Below are 23,043 nucleotides of genomic sequence, written 5' to 3'. Positions count from 1 at the left end.
ATGAAGATAAAGAATCAATCGTCACTTCCAAGCAAATACTGGCTTCTGATCATAGCGGTTGTCTGTATACTTCTGATGGGAATTGAACATTTTACCGGCCATGCCGGTCCGGTTACTTTTGTTGCCAACTATACGGTTATTCCAATGGAAAAAGGGATCAGCTATGCCGGTACATGGATGAGTGACGTATCCAAAAACTTTCAGACAATGAAAGATATGACGAAGGAAAATAAAAAATTACAGAAAAAAGTAGATGAGCTTACAACCGATAATACAAGGCTCCGTCAGGAACAGTATGAACTGGACAGGCTCAAGCAGTTATACAAACTGGATGAAAACTACTCTGATTATAAGAAGATCGGAGCGCATGTCATTGCCGATAATGGCACGAACTGGTTCAGTGATTTTATAATTGATAAGGGAAGCAAAGACGGTATCAAAAAGAACTGCAACGTTCTTGCCGGAAGCGGTCTGGTCGGTATTGTCACAGAAGTCGGACCACATTATGCAAGAGTTCGTGCATTGATTGATGATGCAAGCAATGTCAGTGCAATGATGCTTTCTACTTCAGATACCTGTATTGTCCGCGGAGATTTAAAACTTGCCTCTGACGGACGACTTCGTTTTGAAAAACTTGCCAATAACGACAATAAGATTGAAGTGGGAGAGCAGGTTGTCACATCCCACGTCAGTGACCGCTACTTACAGGGACTGTTTATCGGATATGTCAGTGAAGTGAAGGTAGATTCCAACAATCTGACGCGTTCTGGTTATATTACACCAGCTGTTGATTACAGCAAGATCCAGGAAGTGCTTGTCATTACAAAAACCAAGCAGGAGATGATCAGCAGCCGGTCAAAAAAGAAGTAAGAAGGAGTAAGGATTCATGAAAAGAAAAGTAATTACTTTTTTCATCATATTAATCAGTTTCCTTTTGCAAAGTACGCTATTTGTCAAACTGAAATTCGGTGCAGTAAGTCCGAATCTTATGCTCGTAGTAACGTCCTCCTTCGGATTTATGAGAGGACGCAAATCCGGAATAGCTGTCGGTGCCATATCCGGACTTTTAGTAGATATATTCTGGGGACAGCTCCTTGGATTTCATACACTGCTATATACCGTGATCGGATATCTGAACGGTTCGTTTGAGCGCCTTTTTTACGATGAAGATATCAAACTTCCGATCGTACTGATCTCCGCAAGCGAATTCTTATATGGAATCTGTATCTATGTATTTGTATATATGCTGCAGGGAGACTTTGCATTTGGAACATACCTGTTTAGTATTATTATACCGGAACTTGTATACACCATACTGGTAACCCTGATCCTTTATCAGGTGATCCTTCATATTAACCGAAAACTTGAATCAGAAGAACAAAGGAGTGCTAGTAAATTTGTCTAATTTATTCGAACGATTGAGAGATCGTATTGCAGAAATATTTAAATCCAGAATATTTGTTGCCGTTGTTGTATTCTGTATTATGTCTGCGGTTTTGGTACAGCGTGTCTTTTATTTGCAGATTGTAAAAGGGCAGGAATATCTGGATAACTATAAACTGCAAATCCAGAAAACAAAAGATGTTGAAGGTACCCGCGGGAATATTTATGACCGTAACGGAAAGCTGCTTGCTTATAATGAACTGGCATATTCTGTTACGATTGAAGATAACGGAGAGTATGATACTTTAAAAGAAAAGAACAAAGCTCTGAACAAGATCATCACAACGGTAATCAAGATGGTTGAATCAAATGGTGATACGGTGATCAATAATTTTGGTATTATTCTTGACAAGGATAAAGAATATGTATTTGCCGCAGAATCAGATACACAGAGACTTCGTTTTGTTGCCGATGTTTACGGCAAGAGGACGATCGATGAGCTCAGCAAAGAGCAGAAAAATGAATCTGCTGCAGATATTATCCATTACCTCTGCACAGACAAGCGGAGTGGTTACGGAATCAATGAGAAGAAGCTGGATAAGCAGAGTGTTCTTAAGCTGATCAATATTCGCTATGCGATCGCTTTGAACAGTTATCAGAAATACATTGCAACAACGATTGCAGAAGATGTCAGCGATGATACCGTTGCAGATGTAATGGAAAATATGGATCATTTACAGGGAGTCAATATCGATGAGAAATCACTCCGTAAATATACGAACAGCAAATGTTTCGCCAATCTGATCGGTTATACCGGACAGATTTCTACGGAAGAATACGATGCGTTGAGCCAAAAAAAACAGAAAGAATACGATAAGACCGATACCGTTGGTAAAGCCGGTATTGAAAAAACAATGGATACAACCTTAAAAGGTAAAAAAGGAACAGTCAAGCTGTATGTTAATAACGTAGGTAAAGTTCTGGATACTGTTCAGGGCAAGAAGGCAAAAGCAGGAAACGACCTTTATCTTACAATTGATGCGGATCTGCAGGTTGCAGCTTATAATATTCTGGAACAGGAACTTGCCGGAATTATATTAAGTAAATTGCAGAATACTTTGAATTATGACCGTACGAAGGTATCCGACGGAAGTGATGTGATCATTCCGGTTGGTGATGTATATAATTCCTTCATTTCCAATGATATTCTGGATATGACACATTTTTCGGATGATGATGCCAAGTCTACAGAAAAGGCAGTTCACAAAACATTTTCATCCAATAAAAAAGCCGTGCTTAAAAAGCTCAAAAAAATGTTAAACAGTTCAGGTGCTGCCGCATATAAAGATCAGTCAAAGGAATATCAGGCATACTTGAGTTACCTTGTTAATGATATGCTGACAAGCAATAATAAAGTACTGCTTTCAGGAAAAATCGATTCCAGTGACAAAACTTACAAAGCATGGCATGATTCTGAGACAATCAACATTAAAAAGTATCTGAACTATGCGATTTCCAAGAACTGGATTGATACTTCAAAATTAACAAATTATATGCCGAAGAGCGGAAAATATTCGGATTCTACAGAGCTATACAAAGCACTTGTTTCGTATATCATGGACGGACTGAAATCAAACAGCAGTTTTGATAAGATGATATACAAGTACATGATCAAAGCCGGTACAATCACCGGACGCCAGATTTGTCTGATGTTATATGAGCAGAATGTGCTGAAGAAGAGTGATGCACAGTATGCACAGTTAAAAGCCGGTAGTCTTGGCTCTTATGATTTTATCCGTGCAAAGATCAAGAAACTGGAAATCACGCCGGGCGAGCTGGGACTGGAACCATCTACAGGCTCACTTGTCATGACGGATCCAAATAATGGAGATGTGCTGGCATGTGTATCTTATCCGGGATATGACAATAACAAGCTGGCAAATACAATGGATTCCAATTATTACAGCAAGCTGTTAAATGACAGTTCCAGACCGTTATATAACAGTGCAACGCAGGAAAAGACAGCGCCCGGTTCCACATACAAGCCACTGTCTGCAATTGCCGGATTATCGGAAGGTGTTATTACAACATCATCTATTATTAATTGTTCCGGTATTTATAAGAAAGTAACACCGAATCCAAAATGCTGGGCTTATCCGAGTGCGCATGGAAGTCTGAACGTCTCACAGGCAATCCAGCATTCCTGCAACAGCTTCTTCTATGAAGTCGGATACCGTCTGAGTCTGAAACAGAATGGACTGAATCAGATACAGTCAGACAATGCAGAAGGAAAAGCAACTTCTTCTTATTATTCCAGCGACCGTGGACTTAATGTACTGAAGAAATATGCGAAAAAATTCGGACTTGGAAGTACTTCCGGTATTGAGATTCCGGAGGCGCAGCCACAGATTTCTGATGATTCTTCTGTTCCGTCAGCAATTGGACAAGGTACAAATAACTACACGACCAGCCAGCTTGCAAGATATATTACAACTGTTGCAAATAAAGGAACTGTATACAATTTGACAGTTCTTGATAAAGTAACCAATGTTAAAGGAAAGAGGATCAAATCTTACAAAGCCAAAGTAAAGAATAAGATCACAGATGTTCCGGATTCCACTTGGAGTGCAGTACACACAGGTATGCGTAATGTGGTACTTCTGGAACATAATGATATTTTCTCGAGCCTGAATCATACAAATCTCGCAATTTCCGGTAAAACCGGTACTGCACAGCAGGGAAAGACACATCCGGATCATGGATTGTTTGTCGGATTTGCGCCAAGCAATTCTCCGGAAGTCGCATGGGCAATCCGTATTGCAAACGGATACAGCTCTTCCCGTGCGGCCGAAGTCGGAAGAGATGTTATGAAATACTATTACAACAAAGGCGACAAGAAGAAGATCATCACCGGAGAAGCTGCAACGATTGGAAGCGGTTCCGGAGGCGACTAAAAGAAAGAGGTGGTTCTATGTGAAAGATCCTGTTCTGATCAAAAGTAACAGATATGGTATGACTCTTCGTTTTGATCCGGAACTTCCGTTTGATCTGTTAAGAGAACGGGTTCACGAAAAACTGCATGCATTTACTCATTTTTTTAATCATGCATGTATGGTAGTAACTTTTGAAGGGCGTACGTTTACGAAAGAGGAAGAACAGGCAATGGCAGAGACAATTGAAGAATCTGCCGGGATTCAGATTCTGTGCCTGACAGACACGGAAGATAATACACAGGAAACACATACTATAACAGATACTCCGGTGTCTGGCAGACATCTGTGCCGTAAGACAAGAGACAATACTTCTAATGATACAGCAGGTGAAGCTTATGACTCCGCAGAGACAATACACACAGAGTATGGACTGTTCTACAGAGGCAATCTGAGAGGACGTGCCATCCTTGAAGCGGATAAAAGCATTGTAATTGTTGGAGATATTGAGACAGGCGCAACTGTCATATGTAAGGGCAGCGTTACAGTGACCGGGACGATATACGGAACAGTCATTGCAGGCGCAACTGGAGATTATAATGCGATGATCGCAGCAATTGATATGAAGCCAGAATTGCTTCGAATCGGTGAGATCGAAGTAAAACCAGTAATAGGAGGAAGTTATTCATGGGCGAGGTTATTGTAATTACTTCAGGAAAAGGCGGTGTAGGTAAAACAACTACAACAGCAAATATCGGTGCCGGCTTATCAGAAGCCGGCAAGAAGGTTGTCGTGATCGATACCGATCTCGGCCTTCGGAACCTGGATGTAGTCATGGGACTGGAAAATCTCATCGTATACAACCTGGTAGATGTGATCGAAGGCTCCTGCCGCTTAAAACAGGCGCTTATAAGAGATAAACGATATGAGAATCTATATCTTCTGCCTTCTGCACAGACGAAGGACAAGTCGGCAATATCACCGGGACAAATGAAAAAGCTGACTTCTGAATTAAAAGAAGATTTTGATTATATCCTGCTGGATTGCCCGGCGGGAATTGAGCAGGGCTTCCATAATGCGATCGCAGGTGCTGACCGCGCACTTGTAGTCACAACTCCGGAAGTGTCTGCGATCCGTGACGCAGACCGTATCATCGGACTGCTGGAAAAAAGCGGTCTCAGGGATAACGCATTGATCATTAACCGGATCCGCATGGATATGGTCAGACGCGGCGATATGATGTCCGTGGATGATGTGACAGAGATTCTGTCGATCCCTCTGATCGGTGCATTGCCGGATGATGAACACGTCGTCATTGGCACAAACCAGGGAGAACCCGTCATCGGAATTGACTCTCTGGCTGGAAAAGCGTATCGTAATATCAGCAGAAGAATTATGGGTGAAGATGTTCCATTTATGGATCTTAACAGCAGCCACAAATTCTTTTCAAAGCTTTCTGGAATTTTCCGGAAAGGGTAGGAGGCAGAGCCTATGTTAAAAAAATCTTCTGTTTTTGTTGCAAAAAACCGTTTAAAAGCACTGGTTACCAGCGACAGGGTGAAATGCACACCAGATTCTTATGATAAAATATGTCGGGAATTGTATGAGACGCTTTCCAAGTATGTGGAATTTACAGAAGAGGATTTTAAAGTAGAAATATTCAGAACACAAATTTTAATTAGTTTTTCAGGAGAAGAAGAGTGAAATTACCAAAATTTACGAAACCGTATCGGTTAAGAGATTACAATTTTACATTAGTTACACTTGTTTTTATCTTATCTGTAATTGGAATACTTGTTGTAGGAAGTGCCAAGCAGGTATATCAGAGTCGTCAGGTACTGGGGGTCGTGATCGGAATTGTCTTTATGATGATCGTCACATTCATTGATTATGTCTGGCTGCTTGATTTTTACTGGTTTTTCTATGGCTTTTCTATTTTTATACTGGGGCTGGTACTTGTTGCAGGTAAAAAGGTCGGCGGAGCGACTAGATGGATCGATCTGGGATTTACTACCTTCCAGCCATCTGAGATGGCAAAGATCCTGCTGATACTTTTTTTCGCAAAGTTCCTGATGGAACATGAACGGGATGTAAACGACCGTAACACACTTTGCAAATATGCGATTCTTGCGGGATTACCGTTGGCGCTTATCATTATGGAGCCAAACCTTTCCACAACGATCTGTACAGCTGTAGTAATCTGTTTTCTGATTTATATTGCAGGACTCAGTTACCGCTTTATCGGAACTGTTTTGATAATCCTGATTCCGACAGCAATTATCTTTTTGAGCATTGTTGTGCAGCCGAACCAGCCATTCCTGAAAGATTACCAGCAGGAACGTATTCTTTCCTTCCTTGAACCGGATAAATATGCAGATGATGGAGCCTATCAGCAGAACAACTCTGTTATGGCAATTGGTTCCGGACAGCTTTCCGGAAAAGGACTGAATAATAATACAACAACCTCTGTAAAAAATGGTAACTTTATTCTGGAGCCACAGACTGATTTTATTTTTGCGATCATTGGTGAAGAATTAGGTTTCATTGGAAGTTGCGTTGTTATTGCTTTATTATTATTAATTGTGCTACAATGTATTCTGATAGGAATTCGAGCGAAGGACCTCGCAGGGAGGATCATCTGCTGCGGGGTAGGCGGACTCATAGGAGTCCAGAGCTTTATCAATATCGGTGTTGCAACAGGATTGATTCCGAACACAGGAGTTCCACTTCCGTTTGTCAGTTACGGAATGACTTCTCTTGTCAGTCTGTACATTGGTATCGGAATTGTATTGAATGTTGGTTTACAGCCGAAAAAATACAAATAAGGAGAGAATACAATGAACATAGGTCTAATTGCACACGATTCAAAGAAAACATTAATGCAGAATTTTTGTATCGCATACAGAGGTATTTTAAGCAGACATCATTTATATGCAACCGGGACGACCGGACGTTTGATCGAGGAAGTGACGAATCTTAATATTCACAAATATCTTGCAGGTTCCCTGGGGGGACAGCAGCAGTTAGGAGCACAGATCGCACAGAATGATATCGATGCACTGATTTTCTTAAGAGAACCATATGCACCGAAGCCAAACGATCCGGATCTTAATGATGTGATTCGGATGTGCGATACTTATAATATTCCGTTAGCAACGAATCTTGCTACGGCTGAACTTATTATTTTATCAATTGACAGAGGAGATCTTGACTGGCGTGAAATGTACCGATAATAACAGAAAAAAGAAATCATATTCCAGAAGGAGAAGACAACGTCAGCGGACACTGCGCCTGATGACAGGAATCTTTCTTGTGTTATGTGTTGTTGCCGGCTATCTTATCATTTCCGGCGGAATGGGAACGAAACAGCTTGTCTATGCCTATGAAAAGAAGCAGTATAATAAAGCAATATATACCGGTGAATTATTTGCAAAGGATCTGTGTCTTGTGAATGGCGATACAGAGATGTCCGGTGCTCCGGACAGTTCCACGTATAAAGCTGCGGCGCTGTTTGATGTGAACAATTCTAAGACCACGTATGCATATAATGCAACTGCAAAGATGTATCCTGCAAGTATTACGAAGATTATGACGGCTCTTGTTGCAATAGAGAGTGCTGATCTATCCGAAGAGGTCACCGTAGAAGTAGATTCCTCAGATTTTGCAGCCGATGAACAGACCTGCGGAATCCACAAAGGAGATAAACTGACACTGGAAGCGTTGTTAAACGGATTACTTCTGTATTCCGGCAATGACAATGCAGAGGCAATCGCTTATTACATTGGCGGAAGTATCGAAGGCTTCGCAGATATGATGAATAAGAAAGCACAGGAATTAATGGCTACTAACACTCATTTTGCAAATCCAAGCGGATTACATGATGAGAACCATTATACGACTGCCTATGATATTTATCTGATCTTCAATGAATGTGTCAAACACAAAGAGTTTACAGATATCATCGGAAGATCATCTTATACTGCGGACATTCAGAGTGCCAATGGAACAACACGAAAAGTAACCTGGAAACCGACGAACTACTATGCAACCGGAGAAGCTAAACGCCCATCAGGAGCGACTGTAGTAGGCGGTAAGACCGGAACTACCGCAAAAGCTGGAAACTGCCTTGTTCTTCTTGACCAGACAGATGAGAAGGCACCATATATATCGATTATAATGGGGGCTACATCAAAAGAATTGTTATATAAAGATATGTCATCCATTATTGATCAGATACCAAATACAAATTAGAATTTATATGTAAGGGGCAGCCAGAAATGATTGCCCCTTTTGTGTGTATGATTAATCGGACATGGAACCGATTCTTCCATACAGACTGATCAGATACAGCCCGCAGAGACCTACCAGTGTATAGATAATTCTGGAAAGCCATGTCAGATTTCCAAAAAGAAATGCCACAAAGTCAAAGCGAAAAATACCGATCAGAAGCCAATTGACGGCGCCAATAATGACAAGTGTTAATGATGTATTGTCAAACCATTTCATATTAGAAATACCTCCTTTTTGCTAGTATTACTAATATAACGAAAAATATACAGGATCTGTCATTTTATTCTATTTTAGAGGGACGAAATTCAAAATGGTAAAAGAATCACCGTTATACTATCCTTATTCGGATTATTTAAAAAATAAATATGGAGAGAAAGTATACAAGCTTCCGATTAATCTGCCAATCACCTGTCCAAACCGTTTAAACGGCAAACGTGGCTGCAGCTTCTGCGCAGAATGTGGAACCGGATTTGAATCTTTAGATGCAGTTTATACCGTTACCGAACAGCTTGCAAAAAATCAGGAACATATTGCAAAAAAATACAAAGCGAAGAAGTATATCGCTTATTTCCAAAATTATACAAATACATTTCTTCCACTTAATGATTTCCGGAAATATATGGAAGAAGCAGCACAGTTTCCAGATATTACAGAGCTTGCGGTCTCTACAAGACCGGATTGTATCAAAGAGGAATATCTTGATGCTTTACGTAGTGTTTCTGAACAATACCACTGCAATATCACGATTGAACTAGGACTGCAGACCGCAAATTATCATACACTTTTGAAGATTGACCGTGGACATACACTTGCAGAATATATCGATGCCGCAATACAGATAAAACGATACGGTTTTGATCTTTGCACACATGTAATACTAAATCTGCCGGGAGATACGATCACAGACAGCATTGAAACCGCAAAAATCTTAAGTGCTCTTTCTAATGATTGCGTGAAGGTACATTCCCTTTACATTGCAAAAAACACGCGGTTGTGTGAAGAATACGAAAATGGTACAATAACTTTGTGTTCCAAAGAAGAATATTTCCGGCGTGTAACGGTATTTCTTGAGTATCTGAAACCACGCATTGCAGTAGAGCGGCTTTTCAGCCGTATTCCGGAAAAGGATGCTGTATTCTGCAACTGGCAGACAAGCTGGTGGAAATTAAAAGACGAACTTGAAGCACACATGATAGCCGGAGAGCATTATCAGGGAAGATTATCCGGATATCTTGACGGTGCTGCACTAAATGAAAAATAGGGGGCTGTATTTTGGCAGATAACAAAATGACAAATATTGCGGTTTACCGCAAAAAAACACATATAAATATCGGGATCATTATATTTGGTGCTGTTTTCATTTACCTGTTTGCAACGGTACTGATGTATCTGACCAATAAGCATGTTTCTGCTTATGAAGTAAGAGAGGGATCCATTGTAAAAGATAATACTTATACCGGATTTGTAATTCGTGAGGAGAGTACCATCACCGCAGACCGGGATGGCTACGTAAATTATTTTGCTCCGGAGGAGAGCAAAGTCGGTGCAAGAACCAGTGTTTATACATCATCTGCGAAGAAATTAAATCTAAATAACAGTACTTCCACTGAAACAAATGAACTGAGCAGTGAAGAAGAAGAGGCGATGCTTGTAAAGATTCAGAATTTCAGCGAGAATTTCAAAGAAGATTCTTTTCGGGATGTATATTCCGTAAAGGATTCTGTAAAATCCGTACTGGACAACAAATCCAGTCAGAATCGTCAGGCACAGTTGTCGGATATTCTGACTTCCAATACCGGAACCGTGAGTGTATATAAGGGAACGAAGGACGGCGTTGTTTTTTATTCTTATGACGGATATGAAAGCACGGCGGCGAACCAGGTCACGGAGCAGATGATTTCCGGTAAATCTTATGAAAAAAAGATTTTATCTAATAACCAGTATGTAAAAGCGCAGAATCCGGTATACCGTCTTGTTACAGGAGATTCCTGGACAGTGATCATTCCGCTGGATTCCAAAACTGCAGATTCTCTGAAAAAGCAGTCCATGGTCAAAGTGCGGTTTCTGAAAGATAATGAAACAGCTTCCGCAGGTCTCACGATCAAAGAGAAAGATGGAGGCTATCTTGCATATTTAAGTTTCCGGAATGGGATGATCCGTTATGCAGATGAACGATTCCTTGACCTGGAACTTATACTGGAAGACGAATCAGGACTTAAGATTCCAAAATCCTCTGTTGTTTCCAAAGATTTTTATGCAGTTCCGGAAGATTACCTGACACAGGGCGGCAACAGCAAGAGTACGGGCGTCCTGCTGGATAATGGATCGGAGAATGCGGAATTTCAGGTCGAAACGATTTATTACCGCGATTCGAAAAAGGGACTTGTTTATCTGAATCCAGCTGATTTTAAAGAAGGGGCTGTACTGATCAAGCCGGATTCTACACAGAAATATACATTAAGTGAGACAAAATCGCTGAAAGGCGTTTATAATATTAACAAAGGTTATGCTGTATTCAAACAGATCAATATTTTATGTAAGAGCGATGAATATTACATTGTGGAAGAGGGAAACGATTATGGTCTGTCTAATTATGACCATATTGCATTAGACGGTAAATCTGTTCAGGATAATGATATCGTCTTTGAATAAAGGAGGTACAACATGTTAAAAGAAAATCTGGAAAGCGTAGAAGAAAAAATTCAGGAAGCATGTAAAAAAAGTGGTCGTAACAGAGAAGATGTAACACTGATCGCGGTCAGTAAAACAAAACCTGTAGAGACACTTCAGGAAGCTTATGATCTTGGTGTCCGTGTCTTCGGAGAGAACAAAGTACAGGAACTGACAGAAAAATACGACTCACTTCCAAAAGATATACACTGGCATATGATCGGTCATCTGCAGCGCAATAAAGTCAAATATATTATTGATAAAGTAGATCTGATCCACTCTGTAGATTCCATCCGTCTTGCTGAGACAATTGACAAAGAAGCGCAGAAACATGATCTGATCGCAAACATTCTTGTAGAAGTCAATGTTGCAAAAGAAGAAAGCAAATTCGGACTTATGCCGGAAGAAGTAGACGGCTTCATTGATGAAATTGCAAACTTAAAACATATTCAGGTAAAAGGACTTATGACAATTGCTCCATTTGTAGAAAATCCAGAAAAAAATCGTACAGTTTTCGCTGATTTACGTAAATTATCTGTTGACATTGCAAAGAAAAACGTTGATAATGTTAATGTGAGTATACTTTCTATGGGTATGACGAATGATTATCAAGTAGCCGTAGAAGAGGGGGCAACAATGGTTCGTGTCGGAACAGGTATTTTCGGTGCGCGCAATTATGCTCAAGTATAAACGGAAGATAGGAGATTATTGAAAATGGGAGTATTAGATAAGTTTTTAGACATCATGAAGTTAAGCGATGACGAAGATTACGATGATGACTTTTATGATGATGAGTATGATGACGATTTTGAAGAAAAACCGAAAAAGAGCTTTTTCAAAAAAAATAATAAGGGAAAAGATTTTGATGATGAAGAAGCAGAAGAGGACTTTGATCTTCCGGAAAAATCTACAAAACCGGTTCATTCAAGCAATAAAGTTACTCCGATGCGTCAGCCTGCAAGAAGAAGCAATGTTAATATGGAAGTTTGTGTTATCAAACCAAATTCCGTAGAAGATGCACGCGAGATTACAGAGACACTTCTGAGTGGAAGAACTGTAATTCTGAATCTGGAAGGATTGGATCTGGAAGTGGCTCAGCGTATTATCGACTTTACTTCCGGAGCTGCGTTTGCAATCAGCGGTAATCTTCAGAAGATTTCAAATTACATATTCCTGGTAACACCGACAGATGTAGATATTTCCGGTGATCTTCAGGATCTTTTAAATACTTCTTTTGATGCTTCTTCCATGCGATCAAGATTTTAAGGATCTTTAACAGCGAAGCTATGAACAAAGAAGAACTTATGTTAAGAAAACGTCTGATTGAATTATCGAATCAGGCTTATCAGAGAGATATCGTAACATTTTCAGATTTTCTGAATCTGAATGAATTAAATATACTTCATACTACGCCAAAGGATCAGTTTCCGGTTGCCTACGAAACTTACGGTGGGTATGACACAGCAGAGCGTCAGATGGTTGCATTTCTACCTGATGCTCTTTGTTATGAATATTTTTATCCAATGAAAACAGTGATAATCGAACCGTTAAATCTGAATTTTTCAGAATCACTGACACATCGAGATTACCTTGGCGCTTTAATGAATCTTGGTATTGAAAGAAGCCGTATGGGCGATATTCTCATTGACGGCCAGAGAGCAATCGTATTTGTTAAACCGGAGATTGCTGACTTTATCGCCGATAATCTGACACGTATCCGTCACACTACAGTACAGACTAAGATTCAGGAACCAGGAGACATTTCCTATGAACCCAAATACCAACAGATAAAGGGGACGGTTCCGTCGGTAAGACTGGATACGATCCTTTCTGTGGCATATCCATTGTCCCGCAGCAAGCTGACCGCTTATATTCAAGCTGGGAAAGTATTTGTAAATGGAAAGCTTATCACAAGCAACGGATGCCATCTGAAAGAGGAAGATTTTATTTCCGTACGCGGGCTCGGCAGGATCATGTATGAAGAAACAATTGCTGCTACGAAAAAAGGGCGTTATATGGTAACTGTCAGAAAATATATTTAAAAGAAAAAGAGGAAAATTATGAAGAAAAAACAATCACGTCCGGTACATTATTTCATTGCAATTATCGCAGTTGTTGCCGGAGTTTTATTTGATCAGTGGACCAAATTGCTGGTACTTACGCATCTTAAAGGACACGATTCTTATATTGTTATAAAAAATGTATTTGAACTTGAATATCTGGAAAACAGAGGCGCTGCTTTTGGGATGCTGCAGGGCAAACAGTTTTTCTTTATTTTCTGTGTCGCTCTTATTGCGTTTTTTTCCATATATTTTTACAGGACAGTTCCGATGACGAAACATTTTTTGCCACTTCGTATCTGTGCGGTATTTATATTAGCAGGGGCGTTCGGTAATATGATCGACCGTGTGATCCGGCATTATGTAGTGGATTTCTTTTATTTTTCTCTCATTGATTTCCCTATATTTAATGTTGCTGATATTTATGTAACGTTTTCGGCATTTGGACTGATTATTTTATTATTATTTTATTATAAGGAGGAAGACCTTGAGCAGATCTTTCATAATCGAAAAGGAAAATAACGGGGCTCGGATTGACCGTTTTCTCGCTGATGCAACACCGGAGCTTTCCCGATCCCGGATTCAGAAGTTAATAAAAGATGCACATATTACTGTCAATGAGAAGCCTGTAAAATCCAATTACAGGCTTCTTACAGATGATGTAATATCTTTGTCCATTCCGGAGCTAAAAGAGCCGGATATCCTCCCTGAGGCGCTTCCACTGGATATTTTGTATGAAGACAGGGATGTTATCGTTGTAAATAAACCAAAGGGGATGGTTGTCCATCCGGCTCCAGGCCATTATACAGGTACGCTGGTAAACGCATTGTTGTATCATTGCAAAGATCAGTTGTCCGGAATCAATGGTGATTTAAGGCCTGGTATTGTCCATCGTATCGATATGGATACGACAGGCTCTCTGATCGTCTGTAAAAACGATCTGGCACACCAGAACCTGTCTGAACAGCTTAAAGAACATTCAATCCACCGGATTTATATTGCAATTGTACACGGCAATATAAAAGAAGACGAAGGCACCGTAAATGCTCCGATCGGCAGACATCCCATTGACCGGAAAAAAATGAGTACGCATGCAAAGCAAAGCAGGCATGCAGTAACGCATTATAAAGTACTGGAACGTTTCGGCAATTATACTTATATCCAATGTAAGCTGGAGACCGGACGTACACATCAAATCCGCGTGCATATGTCCAGTATCGGACATCCACTGTTAGGGGATCAGGTGTACGGACCGAAAAAATGTCCATTTCCAGGACTTACCGGTCAGACACTTCATGCAAAAACGCTTGGTTTCATTCATCCGCGCTCCGGTGAATATATTGAAGTAGATGCGCCAATTCCAGAGTATTTTAACAATCTTCTCGATATACTTAGAAAAAAAGCATAAATTATCTAAAAATTATATACATTCCACTTGAATTATTGTATAATAACAGATATACAGAGAACCTGTTATCTTCAGCTTCTCTTGTATACGCAGGTATAAAAAAGGAGCGTGATGGATATGGAAAAAACAAATACAATCATTACAATAGGAAGACAATTTGGAAGTGCCGGACGTGAGATCGGATATAAAGTTGCAAAAGATCTTGGAATTAAGCTGTACGATAAAGAAATGCTTGCGAGAGCAGCAAAAGAAAGTGGGCTCTGCGAAGAATTATTTGAGACACATGATGAGAAACCAACGAACAGTTTCCTTTATTCTCTTGTAATGGATACTTATTCTCTTGGATATTCATCCGGAAGTTATGCAGATATGCCAATCAACCATAAAGTATTTCTTGCACAGTTTGATGCGATCAAGAAGATTGCTTCTGAAGGACCGTGTATTCTTGTAGGAAGATGTGCAGATTACGCATTGGAAGATAATGAGAATTTATTGAGTGTATTTATTCATGCCGATCTGGATGCAAGGATCCGCAGAATTGCCAGAATCTATGATCTGACAGATGCAAAAGCAAAAGATATGATCATGAAAACAGATAAAAAGCGTGCAAGCTATTATAATTACTACAGCAATAAGAAATGGGGATCTGCAGAAAGTTATCATATGAGCCTGGACAGCTCCGTGCTTGGCATCGATGGAACTGCAGAGGCTATTGAGAAACTTGTAGAACTGAAAGAACGCGACAGTAATAAGAAGCTGTAATATCGGAATTTAATTATAGAACCACGCGACTATCGCGTGGTTTTCTTAATACAAGAAAAAGAGAAAGCCGGTCAGCTCTCTCTTAATTTTACAGCAGAAGCGGCAAGACGACGCCGGTTTTCGTCAATTGCGGCATAATGCTTCTTTGTCGTATTTACATCTTTGTGTCCTAGAACATCCGCAACAAGATAAATATCACCGGTTTCTTTATAGAGCGCCGTACCATAAGTGCTGCGCAGCTTATGCGGTGTTATTTTTTTGTTCGGTGTCACCTGTCTGGCATATTTTTTCACCATATTTTCTATAGCCTGAACACCCATACGTGTGCGCCTAGTAGATAAAAAAAGTGCATTTTCATGACCGGAGAGAGGTGTGGCTGCTTTTCTGTCTCCACAGATGTAAGTATCCAATGCATTCGCAACCTCTGACCCAAAATAAACAACCATCTGATTACCACCTTTTCGTGTAACTGTAATTCCATTATTTTTAAAATCTACATCTGTAAGATCCAGTCCCACGCACTCTGAAACACGGATTCCAGTGCCAAGAAGCAATGTCAGGATTGCCAGATCACGATCTCTTGTTTTCCTGTAATATGTTAGTGATTGACCGGTTAAATGTTCGCCTGCATGTTCTACATAGTCAAGCAAGAGCGCTACCTCGTCCGTATCCAGACGAATAATCGCTTTTTCATGTAATTTGGGCATATCAACCAGCAATGTCGGATTTTTCTCAATCATCTGATGTTTGAAATAATACTGGTAAAAGCTACGCAGAGCCGACATCTTCCTGGAAAGCCCTTTTTCACTGTTCGTGATCCGTTCGCCTTCACGGTTATATACTTTCAAATATTCCATATATTCTTCGATATCTACCGGTTTTAAACGCTCCAGATCACTGACTTTAAACTGATCGATTGTGTAATTCTTATAAAACGAATTATTTTCCATCAGGAAATGAAAGAAAACCCGGATATCATATGCATAATTCATTCTTGTTTTTGCGGAAGATCTGGGCTCTATGGCACGAAAATAATCTTTGGCAAATGGCGGCAGTGTCTGCAGGATTTCTCTTAATCGTATCGTTTCATCAATCTGAATCTGTTCGTGGTATGTTTTGGTCTGCATATATCTTGTGACTCCTTATTATACAATTTATTTACTATTTGAACTTATTTACACAATATAGATATACTTAACTTAAAAGCTAACTAACATCAATATGAAAAGACTTTGTATCAAGATTAATTTTAATTGCCGTGTATTATATTGACAACCGTATTATACCATATTTTTGATTTTCGTGTCTATATCTTTTTGAAAAATCGGTATTTGTCGTATAGATATATTATGAACCATATTCTCTTTTTGATAACAAACTACGAGATATAATATTATGAATATGGAAAATAAAAACTTTTATTTTATAATAAGAGAAAAGATGGATGTTTGATACAGCAGGAAGGTCAGTTGATAGAGAATCACCTGACCTTCCTGCTAAAAAATATTATGAAGAGATTATGCGTTTATTCATAAATTAAATTATAATAAAATATTTTTTATCTGCGTCTCTTATTTTAATACCTGTTTGTATACTCTGTAGAAGTTCTTATAAGCAATCTTTTCAAGATCTTCATCACTGTAGCCTTTTTTCTTCAATGTCTCAATGAAGTTCCACGCATCTGCTGCAGATAACAGGCCTTTTGTTCCAAGCGGATTCTCGTCCGGTGCACCATTCTTAGAAAGTGCATCTGAACTCAGATAATCTTCAAAATCAAATCCGCATCCAACATGATCAATACCTACCAGATTGACGATATAATCTACATGTTCTGCCAGACCTTCTACGGACTGTTTTGCTTTATCAGGACTGATAAATGCATCCAGACGGTTCATTCCCATTACACCGCCGGTTGCAGCTAAAGCTTTGATCATTTCATCACTTAAGTTTCGTCCATGTGCAGATAATGCTCTTGCGTTACTGTGGGATGCAATAACCGGATGTCCGTCTGATAATTCAATAATATCCCAGAAACCTTTGTCATTCAGATGAGAAACATCCAGAACAATACCAAGTTCATTCATACGTTTGATTGCTTCTTTCCCTTTTGGAGTTAAGCCTCTGTTCTTGTCTCCCGGCCATCCGGAACCAAGAGCATTCTCTTCATTCCATGTTACCATGATATCACGTACACCAAATTCGTCATAATAATAATTGATCTGATCAATATCTTCGCCTATGTAAGATAAACCTTCCAGTCCCATCAATACATTAATCTTACCCTCCGCTGTACCTTTCTCAAAATCCTCATACTTTTTAACGATATTCAGAATATCTTTTGAGTCTTCAATCTCCTGACGTACGGCAGCTTCAATTTGTTTGATACGTTTCTTTGGATCTTCATCATATGGTGGATCAATCCACATTACAAACGTACCACCAAAAACATTACCTTTTTTGAACTTATCCAAATGGTACTTCCTGAAAATATCGCGTTCTCCTTTCAGACTGTGAATTGTAACATCTGACCAGATATCCCCATGTGCATCAAAAAGTTGTTTTTTCATTGTAACATTCCTCCTCTTTTATATTAACGTCTTTTTTCATTGACGTTTTGTATATTTATAATCTCTATATCCGTATTGAAATTCTAAATTCATTATACATCTTTTTGCGAAAATAAACAACATTTTGAAAAATTAAAATAAAAAAGAACAAATTCAGATAACGAAATACCATTATCAAAATCTGTTCTTTTGGTGAGTATAATATATATAAGATAGGGTTTCCCTTATATATCAAAATAGATTACTAATTATTAATCCTTTGAAATCCACGGGATTAATAACTTACAAGACTTGCAACTGACAACTTTCTCAAGATGCTATGACAATTAAACATCCTTACCTGATTACTGGAAATTCGCCTCATAATATGATACTGTCAAATACTGTCCTGCATGAATATCATCCGAATCCAGATGATTCATCTGCTTTAATTCATCTATATAATCGTAAATGGAATCATAGTCCTGACTCATATATTCTTTTGCAATGCTCCATAAACTGTCTCCTCTGGAAACTTCAATGCTCTTGTAGTACTTATATTCAACAGATTCCTTCGCTGCGTTATCATGTGCTGATACAAGCCGGCTTCCACCGACAATACTACCGGTTAATACAATACCTGCCAGTGCAAGCGTAATACATATTTTTTTCAAAAACACTTCTCTTCTTCTCTTTACTGTTCTATGATTACTTCCCTTACGCATAACTGATTCCCCCTCTGTACAGTTTCGAATATATGTTCCTGAACATTTGTTCTAAATGCATTATACAAAACAAATGTTCGGTTGTCAATAGATTTATTTCAAATAATCGAACATATTTTCTAAACATTTGTTTGCTTTTTAAATATCTCTATGATAAAATATTTTTAGGTATTAGAAAGTTCCTGACATATAACGAACTACAGGTATCACTGCGGAGGATTTTGCTTTGATATCTTATATAATATATTATAGAATACGGAGGCAATGACATATGGCACAGGGAAAGATAAGCGCAAAACAACAGGAGATTCTGGATTACATTAAGTCACAGATTCTGGAACGTGGTTTTCCACCTGCCGTTCGTGATATCTGCGAGGCTGTTCATTTAAAATCTACTTCTTCTGTACACTCCCACTTAGAAACACTGGAGAAGAACGGATATATCCGCCGTGATTCGACAAAGCCTCGTGCGATTGAGATTTTAGATGAAGCATTTAACTTTACAAGACGTGAGATGGTCAACGTCCCGATCGTAGGGCGTGTCGCAGCCGGAGAACCACTTCTCGCAGAACAGAATATTGAAGAATACTTTCCTATCCCAATGGAATTTATGCCGAATAAGCAAACATTTCTTCTAAAAGTCTGTGGTGAAAGTATGATTAATGCCGGAATTCTGAATGGGGATTATGTTCTTGCTCAGGAAGAGAATACTGCACACAACGGTGATATGGTTGTTGCTATGATTGAAGATGGTGCTACAGTTAAAACCTTTTATAAAGAGGAAGGTGTCATTCGTCTGCAGCCGGAGAATGATTTTATGGATCCAATCATTGTTCCGGACTGTACGATCTTAGGTAAAGTTATCGGTGTGTTCCGCTTTATGCGCTAAGATTAATAATTTTATCATTGATTCGCTGGCGGTTGGAGGCTGCATCTGTACGAGTGCATGCATTTATTTTAAGCGTCGTCATAACAAAAAAGCCTGCAAGCGCTGACTTTAACAGACGCACTTGCAGGCCTTTTATCATTTCTATTTTTTATTCTATAATTATTTTCACAAACGCCTTTTAAATCCTTTAAAAGAATTGTTATTTTACATCTCTACCTCTGTCCCATCGCTCCAGGTGCGCTCCAGATTGTAGAAAGAACGGTTCTCTTTATCAAATACATGTACGATAATATCACCATAATCCAGCAGTACCCAAGTTCCGCTTCTATTTCCTTCTGTCTGCTTTGGATGATGACCGACTCTTGCCAGTTTTTCCTGTACATTTTCGACCAGTGCCTTCACCTGACTGTCACTGGTACCGTTTGTGATGATAAAGTAATCAGCAATTACAGATATCTGTGAGATATCGATTACTTTGATCGCCTCGCCTTTTTTTTCGTCAAGTGCTTCATAAGCGATTTTAGCCATGTCTAATGCCTGATCCATCGTCAACTCTCCTTTCCGAGTTTTTCTTTATAATATAAATATGTCTTTTCCGTCATTGGATCCAGTGGAAGATTCCGGCTGTTTAAATATACCAGCGAATCTTTTAAAATTCTGTAGAGACATTCATCAAGATCCTGAAATGCCATTTTCCGCACATCCGCCATATTCGGCAATTCCCTGCGCCCAGGCTCAATGTAGTCGGCAATATACAAAATCTTATCCAGACGGGACATATGCGGTCTTCCTGTCGTATGACAGGCAATTGCATCTACAATCTCCCGATTCTCAACATGATAATTTCTGGCAGCCAGAAAGGCGCCCAGTTTCGCATGGAGGAGACTTGGATTCTTCATCTCTACTTCAGATATGCTCAGGTGATATTTGTCACAGAGACGGATCTTGGTTTCTGAAGGAATGCATTTGGCGCAATCATGCAGGAGTCCAGCAAGCAATGCCTTCTCAATATCTTCGCCATGGCACATAGCGAGCGATGAAGCTGTATACATAACGCCCAATGTATGTTCATAACGGTCTGTGTCCAGTTCTGACTTTAATTTTTTGCGTATTTTACGTACTTTATGATTCATACAAACCTTCCTTTGCAATAAATGCTTCCACTTCCGCAGGAACAAGCCCGGTAATAGACTCTCCTGCTCTTATCTTTGCACGCAATTCGTGAGAAGATATTGCAATCAGCGGAGACTGTAAAAGCTTGATACGTGCATGGTATTTATCATTCAGGTAAGAAATATGTTCCAGCATTGTCTGTCTGGTATTCCACTCATCCCTGTAAGCAGCCAGCACGTGGCAGACCGCAAGCAACCGCTCTGGATGCACCCATTTTTCAATATCACGAAGAGAGTCCGCACCAATAATAAAATAAAATTCATCTTCCGGATATACTGCATGAAAATATTCCAGTGTCTCATACGAATAGGAGACTTCTTTTCTTTTTAGTTCATAATCCTGTAATTCAAATGATTTGTGATCTTTGATAGCCAGTGCCACCATCTTTGCACGCATATCTGTGTCTGATCCTATAGAATCCAATGCCTTGTGCGGAGGACGTCCGTTTGGCATAAACCATATAACGTCCAGACCGAACTGATCTCTTGCCGTATCTCCGAGCATTAAATGTCCGTTATGGATCGGATCAAACGTACCACCCATAATACCTATTTTCATGGTTGCCTCTCTCCTGCTTACTTTGTTCCGCTGTTTTTCAATTTCACTATGGAAGCTGTATTTTTTTGTTTTTATCTTTTCCTTCTTTGTAAAGGACTATCTTCTTGCCGATCACCTGTACAACCTGGGAGCGTGTACGCTCAGCAAGCAGTGACGCCAGTTCTTTCGGATCATCTGCACAGTTTTTCAGCACACTGATCTTAATTAGTTCGCGTGCTTCCAAAGCTTCAGCAATTGCTTTTGTAAATTCCGGTGTCATGCTGTTTTTCCCGACCTGGAAGATCGGATCCATTGTCATGGCAAGACTTTTTAAATAAGCTCTCTGTTTCGTTGTCATGCTTTCTCTCCTATTTTGTTATCATTTATTTATAATAATCAAACTGCAATCCATACATTCTTACTGTATCACCTTCCTGGATACCGGCTTCTTCCAGTTCATCTAAAATACCGGTGTCTTTCAGGAATTTCTGGAAGAATGCAAATCCCTTCTCAGAATCCAGGTTTGTATAACCAAGCATCTTCTCAATCTTTGGTCCTTCTACAACATATACATTGTCTTCCTTTTCAACGGTATATGGAAGATCGATATATAAAAGTTCTTCCTCAGGGAAATATTCCTGTTCAAATACAATCGGTGTATCATCCAGCTTGGCAATTTCGCCGGATACATAATATAAAAGCTCTGAAATACCGACTCCGGTTGCACCTGAGATTGGAAATACACGAATTCCTTTTGGTTCAAATTCGGCCTTTAATCTTGCAACCGGATCTTCGTCTTCGCTGTATATCAAATCCGTCTTATTTGCAGCAATAACCTGCGGACGGGCTGCAATCTCAGGATTGTAAGCTTCAAGTTCGGCATTGATCTTATGAATATCATCAACCGGATCACGTCCTTCACTTCCGGCAGCGTCTACTACATGGATCATCATCTTTGTTCTCTCGATGTGGCGAAGGAATTCATGTCCAAGACCGACTCCTTCAGAAGCGCCTTCGATCAATCCTGGAATATCTGCGATTACAAAACCGCTTGCTCCTTCCAGATCGACAACACCAAGATTTGGATTTAGTGTTGTGAAATGATAATTTGCAATTTTCGGTTGCGCATTTGTTACTCTGGATAACAATGTAGATTTGCCTACATTTGGAAATCCGACAAGTCCCACATCAGCAATTACTTTCAGCTCCAGATTCACCCAGAGCTCCTGTGCAGGCTGACCAGGCTGTGCATACTTTGGAATCTGCATTGTAGCTGTTGCAAAATGCTGATTTCCCAGACCGCCTTTGCCACCTTTTAAAACAATCTGTCTGCGATTATCTCCGGACATATCTGCGATTACTTTTCCGGACTCAGACTCTTTGATCACAGTACCTTCCGGTACTCTTAAAATGATATCTTCAGCATCTTTTCCATGGCAGCGTCTCTTGCCGCCCTGTTCTCCGTCTTTTGCTGAGAATTTTTTGCGATGTCTGAAATCCTGAAGTGTGTTAAGACCTTCATCAACTTCAAAGATGACATCGCCACCGCGGCCGCCATCACCGCCATCCGGACCGCCGTTCGGGACATAGAGCTCCCGGCGGAAGCTGACATGTCCGTCTCCGCCTTTTCCTGATCTGATAAATATCTTTGCTCTGTCTGCAAACATAAA

The 23,043-nt window shown here is 39.8% G+C and carries 27 protein-coding genes; 18 read left to right on the top strand and 9 right to left on the bottom strand.

All coding sequences use genetic code 11. The features are described 5' to 3' along the window. Genes mreC through DW125_RS03995 form a run of 9 tightly spaced genes read left to right on the top strand, consistent with a single transcriptional unit; the run spans window position 1 to window position 8,564 of the window. The gene (mreC, locus tag DW125_RS04035; RefSeq protein ID WP_021860999.1) at window positions 1-870 is read left to right on the top strand and encodes a rod shape-determining protein MreC; all 870 of its coding nucleotides are present in this window, start codon (window positions 1-3) and stop codon (window positions 868-870) included. Window positions 871-886: 16 nt separating this feature from the next. Continuing rightward, window positions 887-1,405 carry a rod shape-determining protein MreD gene (gene mreD / locus DW125_RS04030; RefSeq protein ID WP_021860998.1) on the top strand — a complete coding sequence of 173 codons (519 nt, stop codon included), beginning with the start codon at window positions 887-889 and terminating at the stop codon, window positions 1,403-1,405. After that, window positions 1,398-4,337 (top strand): penicillin-binding transpeptidase domain-containing protein, encoded by a 2,940-nt coding sequence (locus DW125_RS04025; protein ID WP_199537820.1) that lies wholly within the window; start codon window positions 1,398-1,400, stop codon window positions 4,335-4,337. Before mreD ends, DW125_RS04025 begins: the two co-directional genes overlap by 8 nt. Window positions 4,338-4,356: 19 nt before the next feature. After that, a complete protein-coding gene (locus DW125_RS04020) occupies window positions 4,357-5,019 on the top strand; it encodes a septum site-determining protein MinC (RefSeq protein ID WP_021860996.1) in 663 nt (220 codons plus the stop codon). Then, window positions 5,001-5,792 carry a septum site-determining protein MinD gene (gene minD / locus DW125_RS04015; RefSeq protein WP_021860995.1) on the top strand — a complete coding sequence of 264 codons (792 nt, stop codon included), beginning with the start codon at window positions 5,001-5,003 and terminating at the stop codon, window positions 5,790-5,792. Before DW125_RS04020 ends, minD begins: the two co-directional genes overlap by 19 nt. A gap of 12 nt (window positions 5,793-5,804) precedes the next feature. Then, a complete protein-coding gene (locus DW125_RS04010) occupies window positions 5,805-6,017 on the top strand; it encodes a cell division topological specificity factor MinE (protein WP_021860994.1) in 213 nt (70 codons plus the stop codon). Next, window positions 6,014-7,138 (top strand): FtsW/RodA/SpoVE family cell cycle protein, encoded by a 1,125-nt coding sequence (locus DW125_RS04005; protein ID WP_021860993.1) that lies wholly within the window; start codon window positions 6,014-6,016, stop codon window positions 7,136-7,138. The genes DW125_RS04010 and DW125_RS04005 overlap by 4 nt, the downstream gene beginning before the upstream one ends. Window positions 7,139-7,150: 12 nt before the next feature. Further along, window positions 7,151-7,546 (top strand): methylglyoxal synthase, encoded by a 396-nt coding sequence (gene mgsA, locus DW125_RS04000; protein ID WP_021860992.1) that lies wholly within the window; start codon window positions 7,151-7,153, stop codon window positions 7,544-7,546. Beyond that, on the top strand, window positions 7,530-8,564 hold the full coding sequence (locus DW125_RS03995) for a D-alanyl-D-alanine carboxypeptidase family protein (RefSeq protein ID WP_021860991.1): 1,035 nt from the start codon (window positions 7,530-7,532) through the stop codon (window positions 8,562-8,564). Before mgsA ends, DW125_RS03995 begins: the two co-directional genes overlap by 17 nt. Window positions 8,565-8,615: 51 nt before the next feature. On the opposite strand, the gene DW125_RS03990 is transcribed toward DW125_RS03995, so the two are convergent. Further along, window positions 8,616-8,819 (bottom strand): DUF378 domain-containing protein, encoded by a 204-nt coding sequence (locus DW125_RS03990; protein ID WP_021860990.1) that lies wholly within the window; start codon window positions 8,817-8,819, stop codon window positions 8,616-8,618. A gap of 94 nt (window positions 8,820-8,913) precedes the next feature. Here DW125_RS03990 and DW125_RS03985 point away from each other — a divergent pair, with 94 nt between their 5' ends. From DW125_RS03985 to DW125_RS03950, 8 genes are all read left to right on the top strand, one after another. Next, the gene (locus tag DW125_RS03985; RefSeq protein WP_021860989.1) at window positions 8,914-9,864 is read left to right on the top strand and encodes a TIGR01212 family radical SAM protein; all 951 of its coding nucleotides are present in this window, start codon (window positions 8,914-8,916) and stop codon (window positions 9,862-9,864) included. Window positions 9,865-9,875: 11 nt separating this feature from the next. Continuing rightward, complete coding sequence (locus DW125_RS03980) at window positions 9,876-11,255, top strand: HlyD family efflux transporter periplasmic adaptor subunit (RefSeq protein ID WP_021860988.1); 1,380 nt, start codon at window positions 9,876-9,878, stop codon at window positions 11,253-11,255. 12 nt (window positions 11,256-11,267) lie between these two features. Then, entirely contained in the window at window positions 11,268-11,963 is a 696-nt protein-coding gene (locus DW125_RS03975) for a YggS family pyridoxal phosphate-dependent enzyme (protein ID WP_021860987.1), read from the top strand. A 24-nt stretch (window positions 11,964-11,987) separates the two neighbouring features. Beyond that, window positions 11,988-12,539, top strand: coding sequence for a cell division protein SepF (locus tag DW125_RS03970; protein WP_021860986.1), 552 nt, complete (start codon window positions 11,988-11,990; stop codon window positions 12,537-12,539). A gap of 20 nt (window positions 12,540-12,559) precedes the next feature. Continuing rightward, a complete protein-coding gene (locus tag DW125_RS03965) occupies window positions 12,560-13,315 on the top strand; it encodes a YlmH family RNA-binding protein (protein WP_117537199.1) in 756 nt (251 codons plus the stop codon). An 18-nt stretch (window positions 13,316-13,333) separates the two neighbouring features. Beyond that, window positions 13,334-13,855, top strand: a complete 522-nt coding sequence (lspA, locus tag DW125_RS03960; protein ID WP_021860984.1) for a signal peptidase II — start codon at window positions 13,334-13,336, stop codon at window positions 13,853-13,855. After that, window positions 13,821-14,741: an RluA family pseudouridine synthase gene (locus tag DW125_RS03955; protein ID WP_021860983.1), complete on the top strand. Its 921-nt coding sequence runs from the start codon at window positions 13,821-13,823 to the stop codon at window positions 14,739-14,741. Before lspA ends, DW125_RS03955 begins: the two co-directional genes overlap by 35 nt. 117 nt (window positions 14,742-14,858) lie before the next feature. After that, window positions 14,859-15,503 (top strand): cytidylate kinase-like family protein, encoded by a 645-nt coding sequence (locus DW125_RS03950; protein WP_021860982.1) that lies wholly within the window; start codon window positions 14,859-14,861, stop codon window positions 15,501-15,503. Between the two features lie 71 nt (window positions 15,504-15,574). Here DW125_RS03950 and DW125_RS03945 read toward each other — a convergent pair whose 3' ends face one another. From DW125_RS03945 to DW125_RS03935, 3 genes are all read right to left on the bottom strand, one after another. Then, window positions 15,575-16,630 (bottom strand): tyrosine-type recombinase/integrase, encoded by a 1,056-nt coding sequence (locus DW125_RS03945; RefSeq protein WP_021860981.1) that lies wholly within the window; start codon window positions 16,628-16,630, stop codon window positions 15,575-15,577. A gap of 444 nt (window positions 16,631-17,074) precedes the next feature. Beyond that, window positions 17,075-18,070 carry a dipeptidase gene (locus tag DW125_RS03940; protein WP_021860980.1) on the bottom strand — a complete coding sequence of 332 codons (996 nt, stop codon included), beginning with the start codon at window positions 18,068-18,070 and terminating at the stop codon, window positions 17,075-17,077. Between the two features lie 344 nt (window positions 18,071-18,414). Next, the gene (locus DW125_RS03935) at window positions 18,415-18,774 is read right to left on the bottom strand and encodes a LysM peptidoglycan-binding domain-containing protein (RefSeq protein ID WP_021860979.1); all 360 of its coding nucleotides are present in this window, start codon (window positions 18,772-18,774) and stop codon (window positions 18,415-18,417) included. Window positions 18,775-19,045: 271 nt separating this feature from the next. Here DW125_RS03935 and lexA point away from each other — a divergent pair, with 271 nt between their 5' ends. Continuing rightward, entirely contained in the window at window positions 19,046-19,663 is a 618-nt protein-coding gene (lexA, locus tag DW125_RS03930) for a transcriptional repressor LexA (protein WP_021860978.1), read from the top strand. A gap of 204 nt (window positions 19,664-19,867) precedes the next feature. On the opposite strand, the gene rsfS is transcribed toward lexA, so the two are convergent. The 5 genes from rsfS to obgE are packed head-to-tail and all read right to left on the bottom strand — an operon-like array spanning window position 19,868 to window position 23,040. Beyond that, window positions 19,868-20,209, bottom strand: coding sequence for a ribosome silencing factor (rsfS, locus tag DW125_RS03925; protein WP_021860977.1), 342 nt, complete (start codon window positions 20,207-20,209; stop codon window positions 19,868-19,870). A 2-nt stretch (window positions 20,210-20,211) separates the two neighbouring features. Then, window positions 20,212-20,796, bottom strand: a complete 585-nt coding sequence (gene yqeK / locus DW125_RS03920) for a bis(5'-nucleosyl)-tetraphosphatase (symmetrical) YqeK (protein ID WP_021860976.1) — start codon at window positions 20,794-20,796, stop codon at window positions 20,212-20,214. Then, complete coding sequence (nadD, locus tag DW125_RS03915) at window positions 20,786-21,394, bottom strand: nicotinate-nucleotide adenylyltransferase (RefSeq protein WP_021860975.1); 609 nt, start codon at window positions 21,392-21,394, stop codon at window positions 20,786-20,788. The genes yqeK and nadD overlap by 11 nt, the downstream gene beginning before the upstream one ends. A gap of 46 nt (window positions 21,395-21,440) precedes the next feature. Next, a complete protein-coding gene (gene yhbY, locus DW125_RS03910) occupies window positions 21,441-21,731 on the bottom strand; it encodes a ribosome assembly RNA-binding protein YhbY (protein ID WP_021860974.1) in 291 nt (96 codons plus the stop codon). Between the two features lie 25 nt (window positions 21,732-21,756). After that, window positions 21,757-23,040, bottom strand: a complete 1,284-nt coding sequence (gene obgE / locus DW125_RS03905; protein WP_021860973.1) for a GTPase ObgE — start codon at window positions 23,038-23,040, stop codon at window positions 21,757-21,759. Window positions 23,041-23,043 lie beyond the last annotated feature (3 nt).

The organism is Dorea sp. AM10-31 (assembly GCF_003435815.1).
GTDB classification, from domain to species: Bacteria; Bacillota; Clostridia; order Lachnospirales; family Lachnospiraceae; genus Dorea_D; species Dorea_D hominis.
Note: the sequence above shows the minus strand (reverse complement) of the source record. Positions and strands in the feature narration are given on the sequence as shown.

Bases quoted from the DNA above. Each gene is read 5' to 3' on its own strand.
- DW125_RS04010 (WP_021860994.1), top strand. From the start codon at position 5,805: ATGTTAAAAAAATCTTCTGTTTTTGTTGCAAAAAACCGTTTAAAAGCA.
- mreD (WP_021860998.1), top strand. From the start codon at position 887: ATGAAAAGAAAAGTAATTACTTTTTTCATCATATTAATCAGTTTCCTT.
- mgsA (WP_021860992.1), top strand. From the start codon at position 7,151: ATGAACATAGGTCTAATTGCACACGATTCAAAGAAAACATTAATGCAG.
- DW125_RS03985 (WP_021860989.1), top strand. From the start codon at position 8,914: ATGGTAAAAGAATCACCGTTATACTATCCTTATTCGGATTATTTAAAA.
- yhbY (WP_021860974.1), bottom strand. From the start codon at position 21,731: ATGACAACGAAACAGAGAGCTTATTTAAAAAGTCTTGCCATGACAATG.
- DW125_RS03975 (WP_021860987.1), top strand. From the start codon at position 11,268: ATGTTAAAAGAAAATCTGGAAAGCGTAGAAGAAAAAATTCAGGAAGCA.
- minD (WP_021860995.1), top strand. From the start codon at position 5,001: ATGGGCGAGGTTATTGTAATTACTTCAGGAAAAGGCGGTGTAGGTAAA.
- nadD (WP_021860975.1), bottom strand. From the start codon at position 21,394: ATGAAAATAGGTATTATGGGTGGTACGTTTGATCCGATCCATAACGGA.
- obgE (WP_021860973.1), bottom strand. From the start codon at position 23,040: ATGTTTGCAGACAGAGCAAAGATATTTATCAGATCAGGAAAAGGCGGA.
- DW125_RS03935 (WP_021860979.1), bottom strand. From the start codon at position 18,774: ATGCGTAAGGGAAGTAATCATAGAACAGTAAAGAGAAGAAGAGAAGTG.
- DW125_RS03970 (WP_021860986.1), top strand. From the start codon at position 11,988: ATGGGAGTATTAGATAAGTTTTTAGACATCATGAAGTTAAGCGATGAC.
- mreC (WP_021860999.1), top strand. From the start codon at position 1: ATGAAGATAAAGAATCAATCGTCACTTCCAAGCAAATACTGGCTTCTG.
- DW125_RS03945 (WP_021860981.1), bottom strand. From the start codon at position 16,630: ATGCAGACCAAAACATACCACGAACAGATTCAGATTGATGAAACGATA.
- DW125_RS03965 (WP_117537199.1), top strand. From the start codon at position 12,560: ATGAACAAAGAAGAACTTATGTTAAGAAAACGTCTGATTGAATTATCG.
- DW125_RS03940 (WP_021860980.1), bottom strand. From the start codon at position 18,070: ATGAAAAAACAACTTTTTGATGCACATGGGGATATCTGGTCAGATGTT.
- DW125_RS03950 (WP_021860982.1), top strand. From the start codon at position 14,859: ATGGAAAAAACAAATACAATCATTACAATAGGAAGACAATTTGGAAGT.
- lspA (WP_021860984.1), top strand. From the start codon at position 13,334: ATGAAGAAAAAACAATCACGTCCGGTACATTATTTCATTGCAATTATC.
- yqeK (WP_021860976.1), bottom strand. From the start codon at position 20,796: ATGAATCATAAAGTACGTAAAATACGCAAAAAATTAAAGTCAGAACTG.
- rsfS (WP_021860977.1), bottom strand. From the start codon at position 20,209: ATGGATCAGGCATTAGACATGGCTAAAATCGCTTATGAAGCACTTGAC.
- DW125_RS03990 (WP_021860990.1), bottom strand. From the start codon at position 8,819: ATGAAATGGTTTGACAATACATCATTAACACTTGTCATTATTGGCGCC.
- lexA (WP_021860978.1), top strand. From the start codon at position 19,046: ATGGCACAGGGAAAGATAAGCGCAAAACAACAGGAGATTCTGGATTAC.